The organism is Myceligenerans halotolerans, assembly GCF_054782975.1.
On sequence record NZ_BAAGRL010000054.1, the window covers coordinates 1 to 25,472 of the forward strand.

A 25,472-nucleotide genomic window follows, 5' to 3' on the forward strand; every position below is an offset into this window, starting at 1 on the left:
CACCATCACCGCCCAGCGGCGGAATCCGTCCACAGCACAACCGGTCCCTCATACCGTCTGATACGCCGAACGGTCATCCGTCCGCCGAACCGCAAGCCAGACCAGGCTGGGCCTGCTGCCGAACCGCAGCCCAGTGCCGCAAGGTGCCGTCGAACCGCAGGGTGAATCGTTCGAATTTGAGTTTTGAACGATTCACCCTGCGGTTCGGCAGCGATCTGCGACGGCATCCTGCGGTTCGGCGTCAGCTCCGTTCCGGCTTTTGTTCCGCCGGGCCGCGGCGAACGCCCGGCCGCCAGGAACGCCCGAAACGCCGCCCCCGCCCGTCAGGCGTTCTGGATCAGGAGCGCCACGTTGTGGCCGCCGAAGCCGAACGAGTTGTTGATCGCCGCGATGTCGCCGCCCTGCAGCTTCACCGGCTCGTCCCGCACCAGCGGGACCTGCAGCTCGGGGTCGGGGTTGGCGACGTTGATGGTCGGCGGGGCGAGGCGCTCCGCCACAGCCTTCACCGTGAACACCGTCTCGAGCGCGCCGGCCCCGCCGAGCAGGTGACCGGTCATCGACTTCGTCGCCGACAGCTGCACGTGGTCCGCGTCGCTCCCGAACAGGTTCCGGATCGACGCCGTCTCGGTCAGGTCGCCCACCTTCGTGGACGTGGCGTGGGCGTTGACGTGCACGACGTCGGCCCCGGTCACCCCGGCGTCCTCGAGGGCTCCGCGCATCGCCGCGACCTGCCCCGTCCCGTCCGGGTCGGGAGAGGTGATGTGGTACGCGTCGGACGACAGCCCGACGCCGCCGATCTTCGCGTACACGCGCGCGCCCCGGGCGGCGGCGTGCTCGGCGCTCTCCAGCACCACCACGGCCGAGCCCTCGCCGACGACGAAGCCGTCCCGGTCGATGTCGTACGGGCGGGAGGCGCCCTCGGGGTCGTCGTTGCGCAGCGACAGCGTGCGCGACGCGGCGAACGCCGCGATCGGCATCGGGTGGATGGTGGCCTCGGTGCCGCCGGCGACGACGACGTCGGCGCGGCCCGTGCGGATCATCTCGACGCCGTACCCGATGGCCTCGGCTCCCGAGGCGCACGCGGACACGAGCGCGTGGGCGCCGGCCTTGGCGCCCAGGTCGAGCGACACGAACGCGACGGGAGAGTTCGGCATGAGCATCGGCACGGTCATGGGCAGCAGGCGGCGGGCGCCGCGCTCGCGCAGCGTGTCCCAGCCGTCGAGCAGAGTCCAGACCCCGCCGATGCCGGAGGACACGACTGCCCCCAGTCGCTCGCCCTCGACCTCGGGCTCCCCGGCGTCCTTCCAGGCCTCGCGCGCGGCGATGATGGCGTACTGCGCGGACGGGTCCATGCGCTTGAGCTCGGGACGCTTGAGCACCTCCTCCGGCTTGACCTTGATGGTCGCAGCGAAGGACACGGGGATCTCGTAGCGCTCGGCCCAGTCGTTGTCCATGGTGCGCGCACCGGACTTCCCGGCGAGTGCGGCGTCCCAGGTGGAGGGCACGTCGCCGCCGAGCGGGGTGGTGGCGCCGAGGCCGGTGACGACGACGTCGCGTGCGGAGGTCATGGGTCTGGCTCCAGGGTAGGTGGTGCGGTGGAAGATCGTGCCCGACGACGGCCCGGCGGGCTTTCGCAGGGAAAGACGGGCGGCGGACCGCCGTCGGACAGGGCGGGCGGAGGGATGACGACGAGGCGTCAGCCCGCGCCCGTCAAGACGTGAGCCCGGGGATCGTCAGTCCTGGGCGGTCTTGATGTAGCTCACGGCGTCGCCGACGGTCGCGAGGTTCTTGACCTCTTCGTCCGGGATGCGGACACCGAACTTGTCCTCGGCGTGCGTGACGATGGTCATCATCGACAGCGAGTCGATGTCGAGGTCATCGGTGAACGACTTCTCCAGCGCGACGTCGGCGGTGTCAAGGCCGGTCTCCTCGGCGACGATCTCGGCGAGACCCGCGAGGATCTCCTGCTCGGTGTTGGCCATGGGGCTTCCTTTTCTTCTCGGTGGGAGTCGAGGCTCCCGGGGGACTTGCCGTGACTGCACCTGTCCCGGGTTACGCCGGGGTGAGCAGTACGAAGCGAAGGTTACGGCAGGACGATGACCTGTGCGGCGTACACGAGTCCGGCGCCGAAGCCGATCTGCAGGGCGACGTCACCGGATTTCGCCTGGCCTTCCGCGAGCAGACGGGCGGTGGCGAGCGGGATCGAGGCGGCCGAGGTGTTGCCGGTGTCGGCGATGTCACGCGCGACCACGACCGAGTCGGGCAGCTTGAGCTGCTTGACGAGCTGGTCGATGATCCGCATGTTCGCCTGGTGCGGCACGAACACCTGGATGTCCTCGGGGGTGACGCCGGCGTCGGCCATCGCCTTCGCCGCGATCGGCGCCATCTGGAAGGACGCCCACTTGAACACTGTGGGGCCGTCCTGGCGGAGCGTGGGCCAGCCGAGCGAGGAATCCTCGCGCCACTCCTGCCACGAGTGGGTCTGCCGGATGGCGGTGTACTTGGAACCGTCCGATCCCCACACGGTGGGGCCGATGCCGGGCGTGTCGGACGGCCCGACGATCGCGGCGCCGGCGCCGTCGCCCAGGAGGAACGAGATGGAGCGGTCGGTCGGGTCGATGATCTCCGACAGCTTCTCGGCGCCGATCACGAGCACGTTCCGGGCGAGGCCGGCGCGCACGAGGCCGTCCGCCTGGCCGATGCCGTAGGTGTACCCGGCGCACGCGGCCGAGATGTCGAACGCGGCGGCCGGCGTGGCACCGAGCCGGTCGGCGAGGATCGAGGCCGCCGACGGCGTCATGTGCATGTGCGTGATCGTCGAGATGATCACGGCGTCGATGTCCGAGCCGGTGAGGCCGGCGGCGTCGAGCGCCTTGCGGGCGGCGGCCTCGGACATGTCGAGCACGTCACGGCCGGCCCCAGCGCGGCGGCGGGTCACGATGCCGGTGCGCTGCTGGATCCACTCGTCGGAGGAGTCGATGGGCCCGGCGATGTCGTCGTTGGTGACGACGTCCTCGCCGCGCTCCGCGCCGATGGCGAGGATGCGGGAGTACCGGGTGGGCTGGGCCTGCTGCAGGAGGGTCACTGTGCTGCTCCGGGGGTGGTGACGGGCGCGGCGCCGGAGGTGGCGCTGTGGCGGGCGATGAGGTCGCGGGCGGCGTCGACGTCGTCGGGCGACTTCACCGCGAGGGTTTCCACGCCCTTGAGGCCGCGCTTGGCGAGGCCTGTCAGGACGCCGCCGGGGGCGAGTTCCAGCAGGGCGGTCACGCCGCGGGCGGCGAGCGTCTCCATGACCAGGTCCCACCGGACCGGCGCGGTCACCTGCCCGGCGAGGTGGGACAGCACGTCGGCGGCGGTGCCGTGGCCGTGCGTGCCGCCCGTGTAGGCGGCGCCGTCGAGGTCGGCCAGGAGGGGGAGCACCGGGTCGGCCGCGCCCTCGAAGCCGGTCGCGACCGGCTCGAACTCGGCGCGGGCGGAGTCCATGAACGGCGTGTGGAACGCGCCGGCGACCTGCAGCGGGATCACGCGCGCGCGCTCGGGCGGATTGTCGGCCAGCTTCGCGAGGTCGTCGAGGGCGCCCGCGGCGACCACCTGCCCCCCGCCGTTGACGTTCGCCGGCCACAGCCCCGCCGCCTCGATCGCGGCGAGCACGTCCTCGGGCTTGCCGCCCACCACCGCGCTCATACCCGACGGCGCCGCCGCGGCGGCCTTCGCCATCGCGCGGGCACGCACCGAGACCAGCCCGGCCGCTCCGGCGTCGGACACGACACCCGCCACCGCGGCGGCGGCGAGCTCACCGACGGAGTGCCCCGCGGTGACGTCCACGACGTCGGCCGCATCCCGGCCGTCCAGGATCACGCTCAGCGCGAGGAGCGACGACGCGACGATCAGCGGCTGCGCGACAGCGGTGTCGCGGATCGTGTCCGCGTCCGACGTCGTGCCGTGGGCGGCGAGGTCGGTCTCCGCGGCCTCCGAGGCGGCGGAGAGCAGGTCGGAAGCTCCGGGCAGCTCCAGCCAGGGGCTGAGCATCCCGGGGGTCTGAGAGCCCTGTCCAGGGCAGACGACGGCGAGCACTCGTCCACTCTGCCAAGGCGAGGTCAAACCGGGGCGTCGCGACGCGTACCAAGGTTCTCCGGGGCGGTTGTGGGATGTCTACAAGGTCTGGCGCCGGAAGAGGGCGTCAGCGCTCGCCGAGCTGGCCCAGCGCGAGCGCCACCTGCAGCACGAACGACTCGCGCGCGTCGAGCGGATCCCAGCCGGTGATCTCCGAGACCTTGCGCAGCCGGTACCGCACCGTGTTCGGGTGGACGTACAGGCGGCGGGCCGCCGCCTCCAGGGACCGCCCGGTCCCCAGGTACGCCGACAGCGTCTCCAGCACCGAGCCGCCCGCCTCCGCCAGCGGCGTGTACGCCTGGCTCACCAGTGTGCGCCGGGCCGAGGCGTCGCCGGTCAGGACGCGCTCGGGAAGCAGGTCGTCGGCCATGACCGGGCGCGGGGCCTGCGGCCACGCCGGCGCGGCCGCCATCCCGGCCAGGGCGGATCGCGCGGAGCGTGCGGCGTCGTCCAGGCCCGACACCGCGGACCCGATCACGACCGGCCCCGGCCCGAACCGGCCGAGCAGGCCGGTCGCGGCCTCCACCAGGTCGCCCTCGCCGCCGAGCACCAGCACGAGGCGGTCGCCGTGGATCCCGACCAGGGCGTCGCCGGCGCTGCGCCGTGCCGCCCGGCGCAGCTCGGCGGCCCGGACGTCGTCGAGCCCGGGGTTCGTGGTGCCGACCACGACGAGCGTGCCGCCCTTGCCGCTCCAGCCCAGGGCCGACATCCTGCTGCGCAGCGCGTCGTTGCCGTCCCCCCGCACCAGCGCGTCCACGACCAGCGCCTCCAGCCGGGCGTCCCACGCACCCCGCACCTCGGCGGCGCGGGCGTAGATCTCCGCCGCCGAGAACGCGACCTCGCGCGAGTACCGCAGCACGGCCTCACGCAGCTCCCGCTCACCGCCCGGGGCGGCGATCTCGTCCGACATCGCCTCCACCACGTCGACACCGCAGCGCACGAGCTGCAACGTCTGCTGCAACGAGATGGTGCGCGTCAGCTCCGGGGGAGCGGCCGAGAACATCTTGTCCACGCCGTGCGGCGGGCGATGCGGGTCGGCGAACCACGTGATGAAGGCGTTGACGCCGGCCTGCGCGACCAGGCCCACGTAGGACCGGTCCTCCGCGGGCAGGTCGCGGTACCAGGACAGCTGCTCGTCCAGGCGCCGCAGCGTCGCCGACGTCAGTTTGCCGCTCGCGTCACGGACCCGCTGCAGGTTCTCCCCGCTGACCGTCCCGGCCACGGGCGCGGCCGTCGAACTCGTCTTGCGGCGGGGCGCGGGGCCGGTCGATGCGGTCTTGGGCGAAGCAGGCACGGAGCGAGAATACGGGCCCGATTGTACGGAGTCCACAAACGGACTAATCGCTCACGGTCCCCGACGGTCCGGGTCACCACTCTTTCAGCGGACGGGCAAGGCCGTCCCCTGTAGGGTCGAGGGTATGGCCCTGATGCAACGGCTCCGCCGCCTCATCCACAGGCCTACCTCTGCATCCAGTGTCGGCGCCCGCCACCCGTCGCCGTCGGCCCCACGTCGAGGAGACACCATCCACGAGGACGCGCTGCGAGCACAGCTCGCCGACGACCCCAACAACATCGAGGCCTTCACCGCACTCGCGGACATGGTCAGACGACACGCTGCTGAGGCCCACGGCGAGCTCGACCCCCTGCGCGACACCGAGGACGAGCTGACCGCGGCCGAACTGCGCAGCCAGGCCGCGGACCTCGCGGTCTGGGCGCTCGCGGAGGAGATCGGCGGCAACCCGCGCGGCTGGTACCCGCTGGTGGAACTGGGACGGCTCTCGCTGGCCGAGGACCCGGAGGGCGCGGTACGGCGCTTCACGACGGCGGCCGAGCGCGACCCCGAGGGCCGGGCGCTGGCCGAGGGCCTGGCGATCCTGCGTGCCGCGGGGATGCCCGTGGAGGCGCTGGGGCTCGGCGTCGGGCACTGGCGGGTGCGGGACCACACGCCCGAGGTGGGGCAGCACCTGGTGCGCGCCGCGCTCGAGGCGGACCGGCCCTTCGAGGCCAAGCAGCACCTGCGGGCGCTGGACCTGCACCCCGACGGTGACGCCGTGGCGAAGCTCAGGGCCGAGCTGGAGCAGGAGATCGCGGCGAGCGAGCGGGGCGCGGCCAGTACCTGACCGCCCCCGCCCGCCGCGCGGGTGTGGGAGCGCTTGCGGGCCGGTGACCGGCGGCAGCATCCGGGCCCGCTGCCGCCGGCCGGCCGGTCAGTCCTCCGCCTCCATGACGAGCAGGTCGTCGAACGCCCAGCCCGACGCCGTCGACCCGCCCGTGTAGAGGGAGATGCCCACCGATCCCGGGGCCTGCAGCGACGCGGTCGTGTCGGTGGAGACCACCTGCCACGTCGTCGGCTCCGGGCTGCCCTCGGCCCACACCCGCGTCCGGATCGTCGCCGGCGACGTGTCGGTCACCTGGACGCGCACGAGCAGCGGATCGCCGGGTGCGAACGCCAGCCCCGCGACGGTCCCGCCCGCCAGGGGCGTACCGTTCCGCACCGTGTGCAGGTCGACGCGCCCGTCGGGGTACAGCTTGAGCCGCCCGCCCAGGTGCTCGCCCCCGACACGACGCCCCTGCACCGTCAGGTAGGAGTTGCCCGACGGCGACTGGTCGGCCCACGTACGCACCGTGACGTCGGCGGCAGTGGTGGAGACGTCGCCGAGCTGGGCGGACAGCGTCAGCCCGCCCGCCATCGAGAACATCCCGGCGCCGCCGTCGACAGAGAAGCGGGACGCCGCGCCCCCGAGAGACCACGCGCCGCCCGTGTCGGCGGTTCCCCAGCCGTCCGTGACGGTGCGGTCGAACGTGTCGCGCGCGAGCGCCGGGTCGGGCGGCGGCGGGTCGGTCGCCGTGACGTCAGCGGTGTGGGTGTCCTCGGCGCCGTCGTCGTCGGTGACCGTGAGGGTCACCTCGTACGTCCCGGCCTCGGCGTAGGTGTGCTCGGCGACCGGTCCGGTGGCGGTGCTGCCGTCCCCGAGGTCCCAGGCGTAGGACACGATCTCGCCGTCGGTGTCGGCGCTCGCGCTCGCGTCGGCGGTGAGGGTGAGGTCCTGCACGGTGAGCGTGGCGTCCGCGACGGGCGGCTCGTTCGGGCCCTCACCGGTCAGCCCGACGAGGTGGTGCAGCGAGACCTGCTCGGGTGTGAGCACGTGCTCGTAGACGGCGACCTCGTCGATGTCCCCGGTGAAGTCGCGGGTCGGGGACGACGGGGACCATCCGTTGAGGTTGTCCCCGCCGACGCGCCAGTAGCCGTTGTAGGACTGGGCGCTCGTGGCGTCGGTGTCGGTGGCCACGAGCTCGCCGTCGAGGTAGAGGCGCAGCCCGTCGGTGCCGAGCGTCCCGGCGGCGTGGTGCCACTCGCCGTCGGTCACCGCGGTGGGCGAGACGATCGTGCGGACGGCGCCGGGGTAGACGCCGAGGACGAGCTTGCCGGTGGAGTCGAGGTACAGGTGCCGGTCGTAGCTGCTCGACGTCGACCGGCTCCCGCTGTTGCCGAAGCCTACGAGCTTGCCGCCCGGGGTGGTGGTGCGGAACCACGTCTCGACGCTGAACGTCTGCGGGCCGGGCCGGGCCGTGTCGCTGGTCCAGGAGCGGGAGTCGATGGTGCCGTCGGTGGTGACGGCGGTGTCGGAACTGTCGGTGAGCGCGCCGGCCGTGCCGAACACGACGTCGTCCCCGGCGGTGAGATCGTCCACGCCGGCGAGGTCGGTGACCGGGCCGGAGGAGCCGCCCATGCGCCAGTAGTGGGTGGCGCCGTCGAGCAGCACGTCCTCGGCGTACTTGCCGAGCGGCTCGCCGTCGGCCACGGTGATCTCCACCCAGTCGGACCAGGCCGCGTTGCCCCACGGGTCGCGCGCGACGACGGCGTAGCGGTGCGTCGCACCCGGCGTGGCGTCCACGTCGAGGGTCGCGAGGGGCTCCGTCTCCCAGAAGCTCGCGGTGGCCTCCAGCTCGGCGACGGGAGGGGCCGACGACGTGTCGCGGTACACGGTGTAGGACAGGGTCTTGTCGTCGCGGTCGTGGTTGCCCGGCCAGGTCAGGCGCACGACGCCGCTCCAAGGTGACGAGGCTGTCAGCTGGAACGACGTGCCACCGAGGCGCGGGCCGTCGTCGTTCGGCGCCACCTCCCGCACCGCGAACCGCACGAGACCCTGCTGAGGCTGGTTGTTCACGCGGAGGAACTCACCGCCGAACACCACGTGGTCACCGCCCGCCGTCACGTGCCACGGGCCCTGGTCCAGACCCGTGTACGTGCCGACCGTGAAGTCCGGGTACCAGTTGAGGAACTCGGGCCGCGGCGTGCCGGGGTGGTCCGGGTAGCCGTAGATGTCGGCCGTGTTCGTGCCCTCGACCGTGAGCGTGGTCGCCGTCCCGTGCTGGTAGGTCCACGGGTTCGTCTGCGGGAAACCGCCGCTGTTGCCGCAGTAGTGCTTGTGGCTCGCCTGGTAGGCGACCCCCTCGAAGGGAGCGACGGAGTAGGTGTCGCCGTGGCAGTCCTCGATCCAGACCAGGTCGCCGGTGTCCCAGGACGCCGCGAACGACCCCTCCATGTTGCCGGCACCGCCGAAGTGGTAGCCGGTGCCGTAGAAACGCTCGGCATCCGCGGACAGGGAGAGGACCGCCGACCGGTCGCCGGCGTTGCGGACCTCGGTGTTGACGGGCAGCGGCAGGAGATCGCCGGTGGCGGCGTCCAGCCGGGCCAGGCCGTAGCCGGGGTCGGAGGACCCGTCCACCGACGTGAAGTTGCCGCCGATCACCACGGAGCCACCGTCGGGCGCGGCGGCGAGCGCCTGGACCGAGTGGTCGTCGACGGACGCCGCGAAGGGGCGCGTCGTCGCTCCGGTCGCCGCGTCCACCGCGGCGACGCGGGAGCGACCGGTGTTGTTCACGCTGGAGAAGGCGCCCCCCAGGAACACGTCGTCGCCCGACGCCGCCACGGCGTACACCGGGCCGTTGACGGCCGGGCGGAACGAGGTGAGCGCGCCCGTGGCGGTGTCGAACGCGGCGGAACGGTACCGGGTGGTGCCGTCGATCGACGTGAACGAGCCGACCGCGTACAACACACTCCCGTCCGGGGAGACGGCCAGGCCCTTCACCTGCGCGTTCGCCATCGGGGACCAGGAGGTGTCGAGCTCACCCGTGTCCAGGTCGTAGGCGAGGAGGTTGCCGCGCGGTACCTCGTCGGTGCCCGGCGGAGCCCCGGCCGGGCGCGCGGAACTGAACTCCCCGCCCACGTACACCGTGTCGCCGACGACCACCTGGGTCCAGGCGACACCGTCGATCTGGACGGTGGGAAGGGGGTCGCTGCTCACGGTCGCGGGCAGGTCGGCGGACGTCGTCGTCTCCGCGGCCGTCACGGACGCGGCCACGTCGCCGCGGGCCGCCGGGGCCGCCGACGCCGGGACGGCCGCCAGGCTCGCCGCCAGTACCGCGGCGGTCGCGGCGGCCGCCACGACGGCCGCAGGACGGCGGTGCGACCTGACAGTGGGGGAATCGGATGGAGGGACGCGCATGTTCGTACTCCGCCTTCGAGAGCCGTTACCGGGCTCACCACACCCGTGTCGGGGACCCCACCGCCCGCGAGTGGGATCACTCCGAGGCTACGACCGGGCATGGGAGGGAAAAAGCCGAAAGAGGGTGAAGTGGCGGGTGAAATCGGACCGATGCGTCAGATCGTTTACCTAGGATCGGTCACATGCCCTTCGCCGTACCCCTGTCCGACGACGTCGTCCTGCGCGACGTCACCATCGCCGACACCGGGGCGCTCGCCGACGCCTACACCCGCAACCGTGCGCACCTGGAGCAGTGGGAGCCGGCCCGGCCGGACGACTTCTTCACCGAGGAGGCGCAGAAGCGCGTCGTCGACCTCCAGCTGGAGCAGGCGGCCGCGGGGCGAGGCGTGTTCCTCGTCCTGGCATCCGGCGACGACGTGCTGGGCAGGCTCAACCTCGCCGACATCGTGCGCGGTGCGTTCCAGAACGGGAACCTCGGCTACTGGATCGACGCGCGTCTCGCGGGGCGCGGCCTCATGACGCGTGCCGTGGTGTCGCTCGTGGACCACGCCCGCGACGAACTGGGTCTGCACAGGCTCCAGGCGGGGACCCTCCCGCACAACAGGGCGTCGCAGAAGGTCCTGGCGCGGGCCGGGTTCGAGCGGTTCGGCTACGCGCCGCGCTACATGCGCATCGCCGGGGAGTGGCGGGACCACGTGCTGTACCAGCGCATCCTGGACGACTGACGGCGACCGGCGGCGACTGACGGCGACCGGACGGCAGTCGCCGGGCGTCACCGGGGCGGCTCGGACCAGGCGGTGCTCGTAGGCGAACGCGGCGTGCGCAAGCGCCGAGTGCCGGTGCTCATCGGGCCGGATGGCGCTCCCCTGCGGTTCCGAACGGCGGCACGGCGGTCACGGGCGCGGGGATCAACTCGGTCTGAAGTTCGCGGATCGTCGTGGCGAGAACGCCGGAAGCAAGGAGTCCCGATCCCAGGGGTCCGGATGAGTCCTCGCCGAGGGCGGGGAGGCGTCGGAGCGCGGCGCGGACATCCGCTGTCATGTGCTCGACCTGCCAGTGGACCTCGTTCTCCCGGGCATCCGTCCGATCGGGTGCGGCCAGTCCGGCGGCCTTCGCGGCGTACGCTGCCGCGCCCAGGGCGTGTGCGCCCATGTGCGCGACGCCTGACGCCTGACCGGCGGAGCGGGCGGCCGCCACCGCGGCGGGGCCGGTGACCGACTGGGCTGCCCGACCCGCGACGAAGCGGCGACGGATCTCCCCGGCGGCGCTGAGTTCACCACGACCGAACGCCCGGGCACGAGCTATGCCGTCTCGTGCGCGGTCGTCGGTCGGTGCCTCGGCCTCGAACAGGGCAAGAACGCGCTCCGCGCAGTCCGCTGCCCACAGGGCCACGAGCCGACGATCAGCCTCACTGAGTGCCTGCGGGGATGCCATCCCGACACTCTCGCACATACCTGGCACTGGCCTGCGACGCGTCGCGACAGCGGGGAGCAGATGCCGAACCTGCTGACGTCGCGGGTTCGAACATCCAGCCTCGGGACCTTGCCGAGCGATTCTCAAACATCCGTCCGGCGTTGGCAACGCTTGTTCGCCGTGCTCTTCGAGGGAGTGAGGGGAGGTGGGACCGTTCGACAACTTGTAACACCAAGTCACACGTTCGTATTCCGAATGAAACCAAACGGTAAAAACTGGCCTCTTCACTGAGGTCATGACGCCGACCGACCAGCTCTCCACCCGAGTGAGCATCGCGCTCCTCGGGGTGCGCAGCGACGCTCCGGTCCGCCGTACCGGCGGTGCGGGGCCGAGCGACGACGGACATTTCGTCATTGGCGGTGCAGGCGCCGCGATCCCGATCGACCCCGACAGCCCGTACGTCATCTCGCAAGGTCGCCTGACCCTGGACGGCGCAGATCTCGGGATGGACGTGGAACCCGTCACCCGACCGCGATTCTACGACCTGACCACAGCCGACGGGACCCCGTACGACAAGATCGCCAAGCTGCACGGCAAGGACGTGCTGGCCACCACCGTGGTCCAGACGTGCGTCCGCTACGACGAGAGCGAGCGCTGCCGGTTCTGCGCCATCGAGTCGTCGCTGCGCTCGGGAACGACGATCGCCGTCAAGACCCCGGCGATGCTCGCCGAGGTGGCGGAGGCCGCCCGCGAACTGGACGGCGTCTCGCAGATGGTCATGACCACGGGTACCTCGAACGGTTGGGACCGGGGTGCCAAGCACCTGGCGCGCTGCGTCCTCGCGGTCAAGAAGGCCGTCCCGGAGCTGCAGGTCCAGGTGCAGTGCGAACCGCCGTCGGACCTGCGGGCCATCACTGATCTGTACGAGGCGGGCGCCCGCTCCATCGGCATCCACGTCGAGTCGATGGACGACGACGTGCGGCGTCGCTGGATGCCGGGCAAGGCGACCGTGTCGCTGGACGAGTACCGCGCGGCCTGGCGCGAGGCGGTGCGCGTGTTCGGGCGCAACCAGGTCTCCACCTACCTGCTGGTCGGCCTGGGCGAGGACCCGGACGAGATGGTCGAGGCCGCGGGCGAGCTCATCGACATGGGCGTCTACCCGTTCGTGGTCCCGTTCCGACCGCTGGCCGGCACGCTCGCGACCGACGTCGACCACGTCCCGGCACCGCACCGCGCGGTGGTCGCCGACGTCACCCGGCGGGTCGGCGCGCTCCTCGCGGCCGCTGGGATGCGCGGGTCGGACCAGGCCGCGGGGTGTGCGGCGTGCGGCGCCTGCAGCGCTCTCGCGGCAGTGGGAGGCTGACATGCTGGACGTCCCCACGCTGACCGGCAGGCAGCTCGCGCCGGCCGCGCCCTGGGCGGTCCGGGAGGCCGAACCTCGGCACGTGGCCGCCTACCGGGCGCTGCGCCGCGAGGTGTTCGTCGCCGAGCAGGGCCTGTTCTCCGGGCACGATCTGGACCGGATCGACGAGGACGAGCGCACACAGGTGCTGGTCGCCGTCGATGCCGAGGACCGGGTGCTGGGCGGCGTGCGCATCGCCCCGGATCCCGGCGCGCTCGACGCCGCAGGCAGGGACATCGGGTGGTGGGCCGGCAGCCGGCTCGTCGTGGCGCGCGGGGCGCGCGGGGCTACCGGGATCGGGGCGGCGCTGGTCCGGTCCGCCTGTGCTCGCGTGACGGAGCTCGGCGTGCTGCGCTTCGAGGCCACCGTCCAGGTCCGTAACCGGCCGCTGTTCGAGCGCCTCGGCTGGCAGGCCTGGGGTACCCGGGACGTCCAGGGCCGGCCGCACGACCTGATGCGCTGGCCGGTGACCCGGGTCGCGGACCTGGTGGGCTCCACCAAGTCCGCCCTCGCCGACCTGATCGGTCCGTTGCGCGAGCACACGGGCCCCGCCACGCTGGGCGGCGCGGGATTCGTGGGCGACGACGGAGCACCTGTGCCGGGCAGCGACGTCGTCGCCGCGTGCGACGCGATCCTGCCGGCGATGCTCGAGCGCGACCCCGAGTGGGCCGGCTGGTGCGCGGTGCTGGTCAACGTCAACGACCTCACGGCGATGGGCGCCGACCCCACCGGGCTGATGGACGCGCTCGGTGCGCCGACCGCGTCGTTCGCGCGTCGTGTGCTGGGCGGCCTGCACAGCGCGTCCCAGGCGTGGGGCGTGCCTGTGCTCGGCGGGCACACCCAGCTCGGCGTGCCGGCCTCGCTGGCGGTCACCGCGCTCGGCCGTACGGAGCACCCGGTCCCGGGTGGCGGCGGCCGGCCGGGGCACGCTCTGTCCCTGACCGCCGACCTCTCCGGCCGCTGGCGGCGCGGGTTCGAGGGCCGGCAGTGGGACTCCACCTCCTCGCGCTCGGCAGCTGAGCTGCGGCACCTGGCCGGCACCGTCGGCGCGGCCCGCCCGCACGCCGCCAAGGACGTGAGCATGGCCGGCGTCCTCGGCACGACGGCGATGCTCGCCGAGGCCTCGGGCACGGGCGCCACGGTCGACGTCGCCGCCGTGCCGATGCCGGACGGTGCCGCGCCGGGCGACTGGTTCACCTGTTTTCCCGGCTTCGCGATCCTCACGGCGGACCCACGGGGCGCCGGGCGCATGTCCTCGCCGCTGGCGGACACCGCCGAGTGCGGGGAGCTGACCAGCGAACCCGGCGTCCGCCTGCGCTGGCCTGACGGGGAGACCACCGTGGCCGTCCCCGGCGCCGCGACCGGCCTCGGCCGCGCCTGACCGCGCCCGGCCGCACACCGATTCGGCGGCGCTGCCGGCCACCCCACGAGCTGCACCACTCGCACCACCCAGCACGACCGCACCATCCACCACCGAAGGAGCATCAACCATGGCGTTCGACGAGCAGATCCAGGCCAACATCGACGTGTCACTCGCGGAGATCCCGCACCCGTCGCTGCCGAAGGGCAGCAACCTGTACGGCTCGACCAAGATCTTCCCCGACTACCAGGCGGAGCCGGGCCAGGCGTACTTCACGCTGGTGCACGGCGTCGCGCACGAGTCGTCGGTGAGCTTCGTCGCGATCCTGCAGGCCACCCGTGCGCTGCGGAAGGGCTTCGAGTCGGCCCTCTACTTCTACGGCCCCGGCGCGATCAACGCCCTGGACACTCGCGGGTTCCCCACCACCGGCGACAGCGCGTTCCCGGGCGAGCAGAACATCAACGACGCCCTCAAGACGTTCATCGCCGAGGGCGGCACGGTGTTCTGCTGCCGGTTCGGCCTGTCGCTGCACGGCGCGCGCGAGGAGGACCTCATCGCCGGTGTCATTCCGGCCCACCCGCTGGACGTGCAGGACGCGGTGATCCACTACGCGCGCAAGGGCGCGATCATCAACTCCACCTACAACCTCTAGCCCGCACCGCAGCCTGGCAGACCCCCGTTGTACGACCCCGGAGGAGCAACTTCCGTGAGCCTCACCGTCGCCGCCGTGTCGGCGAACTTCACCCGCGACCTCGAGCAGAACTACGCACTCGTAGAGCAGCTCCTGGACGAGGCACGCGCCCAGGGCGCACGGCTCGTCGTCTTCCCCGAGGCGTCGATCGGGGGCTACCTGTCCACACTCGGCAACCACGGGGACACCGTGCGCACCACCAAGCGGTCATTGCCGCCCGCGATCCGCCTGGACGGGCCGGAGATCCGGCGCGTCCAGGCGCTCGCGGGGGAGACCGTGGTCTGCATCGGCTTCTGCGAGCTCGACGACGACGGCGAGACACGCTACAACGCGGCCGTCTGCCTCGACGGAAGCCAGGTGTACGGCTCCTACCGCAAGGTGCACCAGCCCCTGGGCGAGGCGATGTCGTACGCCCCGGGCACCTCCTACCGGGCGTTCGACACACCCGTCGGCCGGATCGGCCTGCAGATCTGCTACGACAAGGCCTTCCCGGAGGCAGCCCGGGCGCTGGCCCTGGACGGCGCGGAGATCGTCGTGAGCATGTCGGCGTGGCCGGCGGCCCGCACCGCGACCGCCGAAGACCTGCAGCAGGACCGGTGGACCTACCGGTTCAACCTGTTCGACGCCGCCCGCGCGCTGGACAACCAGGTGTTCTGGATCGCGTCCAACCAGTCCGGCACGTTCGGGTCGCTGCGCTACGTCGGCAACGCGAAGGTGGTCGACCCCGGCGGGAACGTGCTGGCCACGACCCAGCTGGACGCCGGGCTCGCCGTCGCCGAGATCGACGTCGAGGGCACCTTCCGCGCGATGCGCGGCGGCATGTTCCACCTGCGCGACCGCCGCCCCGACGTCTACGCGGCGCTCACCGCACCGGACGCCCCCGAGTCCACCGGATGGAAGGACCTGGCCCATGCCTGAGATGACGTTCGACGTGCGCTGGCCCGACGGATCCACGGCGAGCTGCTACTCGCCCAGCCTCGTGATGCACGACCACCTCGAGGTCGGGGCCAGCTATCCCGTGGCCGAGTTCGTGAACCGCACGTCCCGCGCACTACGCGAGGCAAGTGAACGGGTGCGAGCCCGCTACGGCATGGCATGCACGTCGGCCATGCAACAGGAGGCAGAGATCCGGCAGACCGCCACGTCGTTCCGCACAGGTGAGGTCGAGGTCCTGCGCATGGAACCGCCTCTACCCGGGACGGACGTGCAGGAGACCGCCGGACAGGCCGTTACCGCGCCGGCGACCGCCGTGCCGGGAGGTGGCGCATGAGGGCGGCACGCGTCGTCGACGGCGCCCACCACGAGGTGGTGGTCGTGGGTGGCGGGCAGGCCGGCCTGTCGCTGAGCCACCATCTGGTCGGCTCCGGCATTGACCACCTCGTGCTCGAGCGAGACACCGTGGCACACGAATGGCGCGACGGGCGCTGGGACGCGTTCACCCTGGTCACGCCCAACTGGCACTGCCGGCTGCCCGGCTACCCCTACGACGGCCCGGACCCGGACGGCTTCATGCGCCGCGACGAGGTCCACGCCTGGGTGCGCCGGTACGCGGACACGTTCGACGCGCCGGTCGCCGAGGGCGTCGCCGCCACGCGGCTCGCATCACGGCCGGGCGGCGGATTCGTGGTCTCGACCTCCCACGGCACGGTCACAGCCGACGCGGTGACGGCGGCCGTGGGCGGCTACCACCGGCCGGTGGTACCGCCCTGGGCGGCGGCACTGCCCGAGCGGCTGGCACAGGTGCACTCGCACGAATACCGCAACCCCGGTCTGCTTCCCGAGGGCCCGGTACTCGTGGTCGGCACCGGCCAGTCCGGTACCCAGATCGCCGAGGACCTGCTTCTCGCCGGGCGCGAGGTACACCTGGCCGCCGGGCGGGCGCCACGCGTGGCCCGCCGCTACCGGGGCAAGGACTGCATGACGTGGCTGGCGGAGATGGGCGTGTACGACGTGCCCGTGGCCGCGCGAGGCCTGGCCAAGCGGGAATCGACCAACCACTACGTGACCGGCCGGGACGGGGGCCGCGACATCGACCTCCGCGATTTCGCACGCCGGGGCATGCACCTGTACGGCCGGGCCACCGGTGTGAGCGACGGCGCGCTGACCTTCGCCCCCACGCTGCAGAGCGACCTCGACCATGCCGACGCGGTGGCGGAGTCCATCAAGGACGACATCGACCGGTGGATCCGGACCGAGAGCATCGACGCACCCACCGAGGACCGGTACGTCCCGGTCTGGCGACCCGAGGCCGAACCGGAACGGCTCGACCTCGACGGGATCGCCGCGGTGGTCTGGTCGGTCGGCTTCCGAGCCGACTGGTCCTGGCTCGACTCGCTGGCGCCCGCAGTGCTCGACGACGAGGGGCACCCACGGCACGTGCGCGGGCTCAGCCCCGTCCCCGGGCTGTCGTTCGTCGGCCTGCCCTGGCTGTACACCTGGGGATCGGGCCGGTTCCTCGGCATCGCACAGGATGCCGAGCACGTCGCCCGGGCGGTAGGCGACTGGCGCGGCGGCGGTGCGTGGGACGGGCCCGCGCCACACGCGCTCACCGCGCAGTCGGCCAAAGCCGGATGACGAACAACCTACGCTGTGGGACATGTCCACGACGACCATGGGCGCGGTCGCAGCGCACTTCGGACGCGACATCGACCGCACCCTCGCCAAGCTTCCCGGCATCATCGACCAGGCCCGCGAGCGTGGCGTCGACCTGCTGGTGCTGCCCGACGCCACGATCGGTGGCTACCTGCACGACATGTACCACCCGGCGGACGAACCGCTGCCGCCGGCCGTGGACCTCGACGGGCCCGAGGTCGCGGCCGTGCGGCAGATGGCCGGGGACATGGTGGTGTGCTTCGGCATCGCCGAGCGAGCCCAGCAAGGTGAAAACGAAGTGCGGTACAACACCGCCGTCTGCGTGCACGGGGACGGGCTGCTGGGCGTGCACCGCAAGGTGCACCTGCCGCTCGGCGAGTCCGAGGCATACCGGCCCGGCACCGGATTCGACGCCTTCGACACCCCCGTGGGCCGCCTCGGCATGCTCATCGACTTCGACAAGACGTTTCCCGAGTCGGCTCGCTCGATCGCGCTCGACGGCGCGCAGATCATCGCGTGCCTCAGCGCCTGGCCCGCGAGCGTCACCGACCGCTCCGACCGGCTACGCAACGATCGCCAGGCCCACCTGTTCGACCTGTACGACTGTGCGCGGGCGGCCGAGAACCAGCTCTACGTGGTCTCCTCCAACCAGACGGGAGTGCTCGGCGGGCTCCGTTTCCTCGGGCAGGCCAAGGTCGTCGACCCGGCCGGAGAGATCGTGGCCAAGACCTGGGCCAAGGGCGGGCTCGCCGTCGCCACCGCCGACGTGGGGGCCGACGTCGCCCGAGCCCGCCGCACCATGAACCACCTGCGCGACCGCGTCGAGAACGCCTACACCCTCACCACGCGGGCGACGTCGAGCCGAAGTCCCGGGTGACATCCGGGCCGACCACCCTCAGGACGGAGCGCCGTGCGCATCGCTCAGATCACCTACTCGACCAAGCCGCGCGGCGGGGTGGTGCACACCCTCGCCGTCGCCGAGGCGCTCGCCGCCCGAGGCCACCAGGTGACGGTGTGGACCCTTGGCCGTGGTGGCGACGACGCGTTCTTCCGGCCGGTCGACCCGGCGGTCGAGGTGCGCGTCGTACCGTTCGTCCCCCGCGACGACGAGAGCGTCGGTGACCGTATCGAACGGTCGATCCAGACCATGGCCGCCGCCTTCGACCCCTCCGGCTACGACGTGGTGCACGCGCAGGACTGCATCTCCGCCAACGCCGTGGGTCCGTGCGTGCGCACGATCCATCACCTCGACGAGTTCACCACACCCCGCCTCGTCGAGTGCCACCTGCGGGCGATCACCGACCCGATAGCGCGGCTCTGCGTCTCGCGTGCCGTCGCGCAGGAGGTGCACGAGGGCTACGCCCTGGCCCCCACCGTGATCCCCAACGGCGTCGACGCCGACCGGTTCGCCCGCGCGGCCGGCCCCGACGGAGCCGGTTCACGCGCCCGGTGGCAGGCGGAGCTGGGGCGATACGTCCTCGCGCTCGGCGGCATCGAGCCCCGCAAGGGCAGCATCGACCTGCTGGAGGCGTTCGCGCTGCTGCGCGCCGACCACCCGGACCTGAGCCTCGTGATCGGCGGGGGAGAGACGCTCTTCGACTACCGCCCCTACCGCGACCGGTTCGACCAGCGCTGCACCGAGCTCGGCGTCGAGCCCGTGGTACTCGGCACCCTGGCCGACGGCGACGTGCCCGCACTCGTCGCTGCTGCCGCCGCGCTGGGCTTCGTCTCCACCAAGGAGGGCTTCGGCCTGGCCGCCATGGAAGCGCTCGCTGCCGGCGTACCCGTGGTGGCCCGCGACCTGCCGGTCACCCGCGAGGTATTCGGCGAAACCGTCACCTACGCCGCCGACGTGCCACAGATCGCCGCGGCGCTGGCCGCCATCCTCGACGACCCGACCCCGGCCGACGCCGGCCCCGGACGAGAGCTGGCCGGGCGCCACACCTGGGCGGCAGCCGCCGCAGCGCACGAATGCTTCTACGAGCACGTCGCACGAGAGGGAGGCGACGATGGCCAGGAGATCGATCTCACGGATCGTCAGCGGGCTCGCCGAGGCTGACCCGGACCGCGTCGTCGCTGCCGGCTTACCCGGCGCACTGCCGGGTGAACTCGGCCAGCTGGGCCGCCATCGGCTCGGGCTCCCACGAGTGCATGGCGCCCGGCATCTCCTTCTTGGTGCCGTTCGGCACCGTCGCCACGATGCTCGCCGCCGCCACGGGCATCTCCGGGAAGGTTTCCACCCCGTACATGGCGAGCACCGGGACCGTGATGTCGAGCGTGCCGTCGTCCAGCGCGTGCTGCGCCCAGGCGAGCGACTGCGCGTCCGCGCGATAGGCGGCGACGGTGCGGGCGATCATCGGCCAGGCGGGGGACGCCTCCATCCCGGCCAGCCACTCGGGAGGCATGTCCTTCATGTAGTGCCGCATCGCGTTCTCGTGGTCGCCCGCGTCGAGCAGGCGCTCGATCTCGTCGGACCACGCCTGCGCCTTCGCGGCGGGGTCGCCGAGGGGTGCCTCCCAGAGGGCGAGGCCGGCGACCGGCAGGCCGGCGTCGGCGGCCCTGATGCTGACCGAGCAGCCGGACGAGTGTCCGACCAGCACCGCGGGACCACCAGCCACCTCGATCATCGCGGCGACGACGGCGAGCTCGCGGTCCAGGTCCAGGCGGCCCTCGGCGGGACTCTCCCCGCGCCCGAGCCGGTCGAACACGACGGCGGTCAGCCCGGCGTCGGCGACGCGCTGCGCGGTCTCGGTGGTGATCGGGTCGTCGGCCCGGTCGGGTCCGGCGCCCGTCACGAAGACGACTGCAGGTCCGGTACCGCGTAGGTCGTAGGCGACGCGGTCGCCGCGAGAGGTCGTCATGAACTCGGTCATGGTCAGGCTCCTTCTTCCCTCAGAAATTAGACTCGGCAGTCTTGTTTCTCGTGAGATTAGACTGGCCGGTCTAGAAACGCAACGGTCGAGGAGGTTGGCAATGGTGGTGGAGGCTCCCAGGCCCAGCTCGCGGCGCAAGCGGGCGGCGATCCTCGAAGCGGCGGAGATGGTGTTCCTTCGCGACGGGTTCGTCGGTGCGAGCGTCGACGAGGTCGTCGCGGTGGCGGGGGTGTCGAAGCAGACGATCTACAACCACTTCGGGGGCAAGGAGCAGCTCTTCGTCGCGGTCGTCTCGGCGATGACGACGGCGGCGGGCGACGCCGTCCATCCCGACGAGCACGAGCTGCCAGGTCCCGATGAGCTCGCCGGCTACCTCGAGAGGTACCTGCTCCGTCAGGCGGCGGTCGTCCTCCGGCCGCGCATCCTGCGTCTGCGACGCCTGGTGATCGGTGAGGTCGAGCGCTTCCCGGACCTGGCGCGCACGCTGTGGGAGAACGGACCGGCTCGGGCCATCAGCGCGCTGACCGTGCTCGTCTCGCAGCTGGATGCCGCCGGGCTGGTCCGCGCCCCCGATGCACGGGTGGCGGCGTCGTCCCTGAACTGGCTCGTGATGTCCGGTCCGCTCAACGAGGCGATGCTGCTCGGGGACGGTGCCGTGCCGGACGAGGAAGCGCTACGGCGTCACACCCGTGAGGCGGTGCGTATCTTCCTGACGGCATACGCGCCGGCGTGAACTGGGTCAACGGACATGGCGAGGTGAAGTTCCAACCCGCCGACGTCGCGGGTTCGAACATCCAACCTCGGGTGGGCCCGGAGGGACTCGAACCCCCGACCATTACGGTGTAAACGTAGTGCTCTACCAGCTGAGCTACAGGCCCCGGAACAGCGCAGCCCAGAATACCCGTCCCGGCACCTGGGCTGCGCCCTTCGTCACGTCAGAACTTCCGGTACTGCCGTTCCTCGGACTCCGCTACGGGCGCGTGGCTCGTTCCTCGCTTCGCACCCTGCGCTGCGCCCTTCGTCACATCAGATCTCCGCCAGGGCCTGGAGGTAGCCCTCCAGGTCGCGGCGCTTGCCGTGCGGGCTGAGGACGCTCCAGCGCACGATCCCGTCGGCGTCGATGAGGAACGATCCGCGCAGGGCGTGCCCGGACTCGTCGTCGAACACGCCGAACGCCCGCGCTACCGCGCCGTGCGGCCAGAAGTCGCTCAGCAGGTCGAAGCCGAAGCCCTCGGCCTCCTGCCACGCCTTGAGCGCGAACACGGGGTCCGTGGAGATCGCGAGCAGGCGCACTCCGGCGGCCTCGAAGTCCTCGATGTTGTCCCGCAGCTCGCGCAGCTCGCCGGTGCAGATGCCGGAGAAAGCGAATGGGTAGAAGACGACGAGCGTGGCCTGGCCGCGCAGGTCGGCCAGGTGCACGGGGGTGCCGTGCGTGTCGGGGAGCGTGAAGTCGGGCGCCGGATCACCGGGACCGACCGTCGCCTCGGGGACGACGGCGGGCTCGGGGGCGGTCATCAGTGTCCGCGGCCGCGGAAGGACAACCTCGTGGCGGACCACTCCTCGGCAACGGCGAAGGTGTTCGTCGTCTGCAGGCCCGCGGTGTTCGCCGCTTCCTGGATCTCTCCGGGCGTCGTGTGTCCCTGGCGTCCCGCCTTCGGCGTGAAGATCCAGATGAGGCCGCCGTCGTCGAGGAGCGTGGTGACGTCGACCATGGCGTCGGTCAGGTCTCCGTCGCCATCCCGCCACCAGAGGACCACGCCGTCGGTGACGTCGCCGTAGTCCTCGTCCTCGAGCTCGTTGCCGGTGATCTTCTCGATGTCGGTGCGCACGTCGTCATCGACGTCGTCGCCCCAGCCGAACTCCTGAACCACTTGGTCGGCCTTGAATCCGAGTCGGTCCGCACCCTGGGTGTCCGCGCTCACTTTGGTTCTGCATTCCCTTCATCTCACGATCCTGGGCCGCGTGGTGACCAGGCGTCCTTCGTGGCAAAGGTAGTGCACTCGGAGGTGCCGCGCTGCACGGGGCGCGCCGGAGATACCGGACCGTTGCGTCCTGCTCCGGCGACCGTGCACCGGCGAGCGCCGGAGGCAGCGGCTCGGTACCGCCGGGCGTCGGACCGGCGTCACCACGGCCGCCGTCGTCCACGGACCGCCAAATCCGTACCCGGTATCAGTAAAGCGATACTCGGTCTCACCTTCGCGTCTCCTCCGCGGGAAGTCGGCGCGAAGTAACGCAGATCACGCATCCCGCTGAGCTTCTTGACCGTCCTATGGTGTGAGCGCACGCTTGAAGGGGTCAGAATGGCTGTGACCACCTGTGCGTGGGCGGGCGTCGCGGACCGCGACGTCGGTCGTCCCCCGGTGGCGCAGGACGAGAGAAGCACGGCCGACCGGTCGTGCCGACGACTCTGACGTGACGAAGGGCGCGGTGAAGGGAGAGGGGCCGGCGAGGCACCTGCCCGGAGCGGAGCCCGAGGAGCGTCAGCGGCAAGGGAGAGGTTGCTGGTGGCTTCGTTTGACGAGACCGGACCGCTGATCAACGGTCTGCTCAGCGCTGTGCCGGACATCGACCCGGGAGAGACCTCCGAGTGGGTCGAGTCGTTCGACGGACTGATCGACGACAAGGGCGGCCCGCGGGCCCGGTACGTCATGCTCAACCTGCTGCGGCGGGCTCGCGAGCGCAACGTGCACATCCCCGCGACGACGGCGACCCCGTACGTCAACACGATCGGTATCCACGAAGAGCCCTACTTCCCGGGCGACGAGGCGATGGAGCGGCGCTATCGCTCCTTCATCCGCTGGAACGCGGCGGTCATGGTGACCCGCGCGCAGCGCGAGGGCCTGTCCGTGGGCGGTCACATCTCCTCGTACGCGTCGGTGGCGACGCTCTACGAGGTGGGCCTGAACCACTTCTTCCGCGGCAAGGACCATCCGGGCGGCGGCGACCAGATCTACTTCCAGGGCCACGCCTCACCGGGCGTGTACGCCCGCGGCTTCCTGGAGGGGCGCCTCAGCGCCGACCAGCTCGACGGGTTCCGCCAGGAGAAGTCGCACGAGGGCGGCGGCCTGCCGTCGTACCCGCACCCGCGGCTCATGCCGGACTTCTGGGAGTACCCGACGGTGTCGATGGGTCTGGGCCCGGCGTCGGCGATCTACCAGGCGTGGACCAACAAGTACCTGCACAACCGCGGGATCAAGGACACGAGCCAGCAGGACGTGTGGGCGTTCCTCGGCGACGGCGAGATGGACGAGCCGGAGAGCCGCGGCATGATCCAGCTCGCGTCCCAGCAGCAGCTCGACAACCTCACGTTCGTGGTGAACTGCAACCTGCAGCGCCTCGACGGGCCGGTGCGCGGCAACGGCAAGATCATCCAGGAGCTCGAGGCGCAGTTCCGCGGCGCCGGCTGGAACGTCATCAAGGTCGTCTGGGGCCGCGAGTGGGACGCCCTGCTCCAGGCGGACAAGGACCGCGCCCTGGTCAACCTCATGAACGCCACGCCCGACGGCGACTACCAGACGTACCGCGCCGAGTCGGGTGCGTTCATCCGTGAGCACTTCTTCGGTCGCGACCCGCGCACCAAGGCGCTCGTGGAGAACATGACCGACGACGACATCTGGAACCTCAAGCGCGGCGGCCACGACTACCGCAAGCTCTACGCGGCCTACTCCGCGGCCCGCGCGCACACCGGCCAGCCGACGATCGTGCTGGCGCACACCGTCAAGGGCTACGGCCTGGGCTCCGGCTTCGCCGGCCGCAACGCGACGCACCAGATGAAGAAGCTCAAGACCGACGAGCTCAAGGCGCTGCGCGACTCCCTCAACATCCCGATCACGGACGAGGAACTCACCGACCCGTACGACGCGCCGTACTACCACCCGGGCATGGACTCGCCGGAGATCGAGTACATGCTCGACCGCCGGCGTCAGCTCGGCGGGTTCGTGCCGGAGCGCCGGTCGACGCCGAAGGCCCCGCTCCCGCTGCCGGAGGACAAGTCCTACGAGCTGCTGGCGAAGGGGTCGGGCACGCAGCAGGTCGCCTCGACCATGGCGTTCGTCCGGATGCTCAAGGACCTGTTCAAGGTCAAGGGCTTCGGCGAGCGGATCGTGCCGATCATTCCCGACGAGGCGCGGACGTTCGGTCTCGACTCCATCTTCCCCAGCGCGAAGATCTTCAACACGCTGGGGCAGAACTACCTCGCCGTGGACCGCGAGCTCATGCTGAGCTACAAGGAGTCCGAGTCCGGCCAGATCATGCACACCGGCATCAACGAGGCCGGTTCGGCCGCCGCGTTCCAGGCGGTGGGCACGTCGTACGCGACGCACGGCGAGCCGCTGATCCCGCTGTACATCTTCTACTCGATGTTCGGCTTCCAGCGCACCGGCGACCAGTTCTGGGCGGCGGGCGACCAGCTCACCCGCGGCTTCATCATCGGCGCGACCGCCGGCCGCACCACCCTGACCGGTGAGGGCCTGCAGCACGCCGACGGCCACAGCCCGATCATCGCCGCGACCAACCGCGCGATCGTGCAGTACGACCCGGCCTACGGCTACGAGATCCGGCACATCGTGCGCGACGGTATCGAGCGCATGTACGGCCCGGGCGAGAACGGCGTCGGCTCCGACGGCCGCGACCAGGACGTCATGTACTACCTCACGGTGTACAACGAGCCGATGGTGCAGCCCGCCGAGCCGGAGGACGTCGACGTCGAGGGCATCAAGCGCGGCATCCACCGCGTCCACGCCGCCGACGGCGGTGACGGGCCGCGCGCCCAGCTGCTCGCCTCGGGCGTGGGCGTCCCGTGGGCCCTGGAGGCGGCGGAACTGCTGCGCGAGGACTGGGGCGTGCACGCCGACGTCTGGTCCGTGACGAGCTGGACGGAGCTGCGACGCGACGCGCTGGACGCCGAGCACGCCGCCTTCGTCGACCCGGCCGCCGAGCCGCGCGTGCCCTACGTCACGCGGAAGCTCCAGGGCGCCCCGGGGCCGTTCGTCGCCACGAGCGACTACGACCACATGGTGCCCGACCAGATCCGCGCCTGGGTGCCCGGCGACTACGCCGTGCTCGGCGCGGACGGCTTCGGGTTCTCCGACACGCGCGCGGCGGCGCGGCGGTACTTCCTCATCGACGGGCCGTCGATGGTGGTCAAGACGCTGCAGGTGCTGGTGCGCCGGGGCGAGATGCCGGCCGATGTCGTCGCCAAGGCGGTGGAGAAGTACCGCCTGCTCGACGTGAACGCGGGCACCTCGGGGAGCGCGGGCGGCGAGAGCTGAGGTCCATGTGACGGCGGGGGTGGCGCGTGGGCGCCGCCCCCGCTGTTCGCTTGTACGAGTGGGTCGGCGGAGTGGCCGGGTGCCGGGTGGTCGTGGTCGGCCGGTCGCCGGGTGACCGGTCGGGTAGCTGGTCCGATGTCGAGCGGTCGGTCCGATGTCGGGAGAGGTCGGTCGGATGTCAAGAAGTCGGTCCCTCGGGCGACCGACTGCAAGGACATCTGGCCGACCGCTCGACATCCGGCCGACCG

22 protein-coding genes and 1 tRNA gene are annotated in these 25,472 nt (G+C 71.7%); 12 read left to right on the forward strand and 11 right to left on the reverse strand.

From position 1 onward, the window contains the following. Positions 1-323: 323 nt before the first annotated feature. The 5 genes from ACYVK5_RS23430 to ACYVK5_RS23450 all read right to left on the reverse strand — a co-directional run bounded on the left by ACYVK5_RS23430 (position 324) and on the right by ACYVK5_RS23450 (position 5,407). Positions 324-1,568 (reverse strand): beta-ketoacyl-[acyl-carrier-protein] synthase family protein, encoded by a 1,245-nt coding sequence (locus ACYVK5_RS23430; RefSeq protein WP_460708392.1) that lies wholly within the window; start codon positions 1,566-1,568, stop codon positions 324-326. A gap of 165 nt (positions 1,569-1,733) precedes the next feature. Further along, positions 1,734-1,982 carry an acyl carrier protein gene (locus tag ACYVK5_RS23435; protein WP_460708393.1) on the reverse strand — a complete coding sequence of 83 codons (249 nt, stop codon included), beginning with the start codon at positions 1,980-1,982 and terminating at the stop codon, positions 1,734-1,736. Positions 1,983-2,083: 101 nt separating this feature from the next. Next, a complete protein-coding gene (locus ACYVK5_RS23440) occupies positions 2,084-3,085 on the reverse strand; it encodes a beta-ketoacyl-ACP synthase III (RefSeq protein ID WP_460708394.1) in 1,002 nt (333 codons plus the stop codon). Next, positions 3,082-4,074 (reverse strand): ACP S-malonyltransferase, encoded by a 993-nt coding sequence (locus tag ACYVK5_RS23445; protein ID WP_460708395.1) that lies wholly within the window; start codon positions 4,072-4,074, stop codon positions 3,082-3,084. Before ACYVK5_RS23445 ends, ACYVK5_RS23440 begins: the two co-directional genes overlap by 4 nt. 106 nt (positions 4,075-4,180) lie before the next feature. Then, the gene (locus ACYVK5_RS23450) at positions 4,181-5,407 is read right to left on the reverse strand and encodes a PucR family transcriptional regulator (protein ID WP_460708396.1); all 1,227 of its coding nucleotides are present in this window, start codon (positions 5,405-5,407) and stop codon (positions 4,181-4,183) included. Between the two features lie 124 nt (positions 5,408-5,531). Here ACYVK5_RS23450 and ACYVK5_RS23455 point away from each other — a divergent pair, with 124 nt between their 5' ends. Next, complete coding sequence (locus ACYVK5_RS23455; RefSeq protein ID WP_460708397.1) at positions 5,532-6,233, forward strand: hypothetical protein; 702 nt, start codon at positions 5,532-5,534, stop codon at positions 6,231-6,233. A gap of 87 nt (positions 6,234-6,320) precedes the next feature. Here ACYVK5_RS23455 and ACYVK5_RS23460 read toward each other — a convergent pair whose 3' ends face one another. Further along, positions 6,321-9,623 carry a LamG-like jellyroll fold domain-containing protein gene (locus ACYVK5_RS23460; protein WP_460708398.1) on the reverse strand — a complete coding sequence of 1,101 codons (3,303 nt, stop codon included), beginning with the start codon at positions 9,621-9,623 and terminating at the stop codon, positions 6,321-6,323. 182 nt (positions 9,624-9,805) lie between these two features. On the opposite strand from ACYVK5_RS23460, the gene ACYVK5_RS23465 reads away from it, so the two are divergent. Then, the gene (locus tag ACYVK5_RS23465; protein ID WP_460708399.1) at positions 9,806-10,348 is read left to right on the forward strand and encodes a GNAT family N-acetyltransferase; all 543 of its coding nucleotides are present in this window, start codon (positions 9,806-9,808) and stop codon (positions 10,346-10,348) included. Between the two features lie 118 nt (positions 10,349-10,466). Here the strand turns inward: ACYVK5_RS23465 and ACYVK5_RS23470 are convergent, their stop codons facing one another. Continuing rightward, positions 10,467-11,057 carry a putative immunity protein gene (locus tag ACYVK5_RS23470; RefSeq protein ID WP_460708400.1) on the reverse strand — a complete coding sequence of 197 codons (591 nt, stop codon included), beginning with the start codon at positions 11,055-11,057 and terminating at the stop codon, positions 10,467-10,469. Positions 11,058-11,331: 274 nt separating this feature from the next. Here ACYVK5_RS23470 and ACYVK5_RS23475 point away from each other — a divergent pair, with 274 nt between their 5' ends. The 8 genes from ACYVK5_RS23475 to ACYVK5_RS23510 all read left to right on the forward strand — a co-directional run bounded on the left by ACYVK5_RS23475 (position 11,332) and on the right by ACYVK5_RS23510 (position 19,140). Further along, positions 11,332-12,399 (forward strand): MSMEG_0568 family radical SAM protein, encoded by a 1,068-nt coding sequence (locus tag ACYVK5_RS23475; protein WP_460708401.1) that lies wholly within the window; start codon positions 11,332-11,334, stop codon positions 12,397-12,399. Between the two features lies 1 nt (position 12,400). After that, the gene (locus ACYVK5_RS23480; RefSeq protein ID WP_460708402.1) at positions 12,401-13,819 is read left to right on the forward strand and encodes an MSMEG_0567/sll0787 family protein; all 1,419 of its coding nucleotides are present in this window, start codon (positions 12,401-12,403) and stop codon (positions 13,817-13,819) included. A gap of 109 nt (positions 13,820-13,928) precedes the next feature. Beyond that, positions 13,929-14,450 (forward strand): MSMEG_0572/Sll0783 family nitrogen starvation response protein, encoded by a 522-nt coding sequence (locus ACYVK5_RS23485; RefSeq protein ID WP_460708403.1) that lies wholly within the window; start codon positions 13,929-13,931, stop codon positions 14,448-14,450. 54 nt (positions 14,451-14,504) lie between these two features. Then, on the forward strand, positions 14,505-15,407 hold the full coding sequence (locus ACYVK5_RS23490) for a carbon-nitrogen hydrolase family protein (protein WP_460708404.1): 903 nt from the start codon (positions 14,505-14,507) through the stop codon (positions 15,405-15,407). After that, positions 15,400-15,759 carry an MSMEG_0570 family nitrogen starvation response protein gene (locus ACYVK5_RS23495; protein ID WP_460708405.1) on the forward strand — a complete coding sequence of 120 codons (360 nt, stop codon included), beginning with the start codon at positions 15,400-15,402 and terminating at the stop codon, positions 15,757-15,759. The genes ACYVK5_RS23490 and ACYVK5_RS23495 overlap by 8 nt, the downstream gene beginning before the upstream one ends. Beyond that, positions 15,756-17,063, forward strand: a complete 1,308-nt coding sequence (locus ACYVK5_RS23500; RefSeq protein ID WP_460708406.1) for an MSMEG_0569 family flavin-dependent oxidoreductase — start codon at positions 15,756-15,758, stop codon at positions 17,061-17,063. Before ACYVK5_RS23495 ends, ACYVK5_RS23500 begins: the two co-directional genes overlap by 4 nt. 22 nt (positions 17,064-17,085) lie before the next feature. After that, the gene (locus ACYVK5_RS23505; RefSeq protein ID WP_460708407.1) at positions 17,086-17,958 is read left to right on the forward strand and encodes a carbon-nitrogen hydrolase family protein; all 873 of its coding nucleotides are present in this window, start codon (positions 17,086-17,088) and stop codon (positions 17,956-17,958) included. Between the two features lie 33 nt (positions 17,959-17,991). Further along, positions 17,992-19,140, forward strand: a complete 1,149-nt coding sequence (locus ACYVK5_RS23510; RefSeq protein ID WP_460708408.1) for an MSMEG_0565 family glycosyltransferase — start codon at positions 17,992-17,994, stop codon at positions 19,138-19,140. Between the two features lie 25 nt (positions 19,141-19,165). Here ACYVK5_RS23510 and ACYVK5_RS23515 read toward each other — a convergent pair whose 3' ends face one another. Then, on the reverse strand, positions 19,166-19,954 hold the full coding sequence (locus tag ACYVK5_RS23515; RefSeq protein ID WP_460708409.1) for an alpha/beta fold hydrolase: 789 nt from the start codon (positions 19,952-19,954) through the stop codon (positions 19,166-19,168). 100 nt (positions 19,955-20,054) lie between these two features. On the opposite strand from ACYVK5_RS23515, the gene ACYVK5_RS23520 reads away from it, so the two are divergent. Continuing rightward, complete coding sequence (locus ACYVK5_RS23520) at positions 20,055-20,687, forward strand: TetR/AcrR family transcriptional regulator (protein WP_460708410.1); 633 nt, start codon at positions 20,055-20,057, stop codon at positions 20,685-20,687. A gap of 72 nt (positions 20,688-20,759) precedes the next feature. Here ACYVK5_RS23520 and ACYVK5_RS23525 read toward each other — a convergent pair. The 3 genes from ACYVK5_RS23525 to ACYVK5_RS23535 all read right to left on the reverse strand — a co-directional run bounded on the left by ACYVK5_RS23525 (position 20,760) and on the right by ACYVK5_RS23535 (position 21,825). Beyond that, a tRNA-Val gene (locus tag ACYVK5_RS23525) sits at positions 20,760-20,832 on the reverse strand. A 148-nt stretch (positions 20,833-20,980) separates the two neighbouring features. After that, complete coding sequence (locus ACYVK5_RS23530) at positions 20,981-21,469, reverse strand: peroxiredoxin (RefSeq protein ID WP_460708411.1); 489 nt, start codon at positions 21,467-21,469, stop codon at positions 20,981-20,983. Beyond that, positions 21,469-21,825 (reverse strand): DUF3052 domain-containing protein, encoded by a 357-nt coding sequence (locus tag ACYVK5_RS23535; RefSeq protein WP_460708412.1) that lies wholly within the window; start codon positions 21,823-21,825, stop codon positions 21,469-21,471. Before ACYVK5_RS23535 ends, ACYVK5_RS23530 begins: the two co-directional genes overlap by 1 nt. Positions 21,826-22,458: 633 nt before the next feature. Between ACYVK5_RS23535 and aceE the strand changes: the two genes are divergently transcribed. Further along, on the forward strand, positions 22,459-25,224 hold the full coding sequence (gene aceE, locus ACYVK5_RS23540; RefSeq protein ID WP_460708413.1) for a pyruvate dehydrogenase (acetyl-transferring), homodimeric type: 2,766 nt from the start codon (positions 22,459-22,461) through the stop codon (positions 25,222-25,224). The last annotated feature ends 248 nt before the right edge of the window (positions 25,225-25,472 follow it).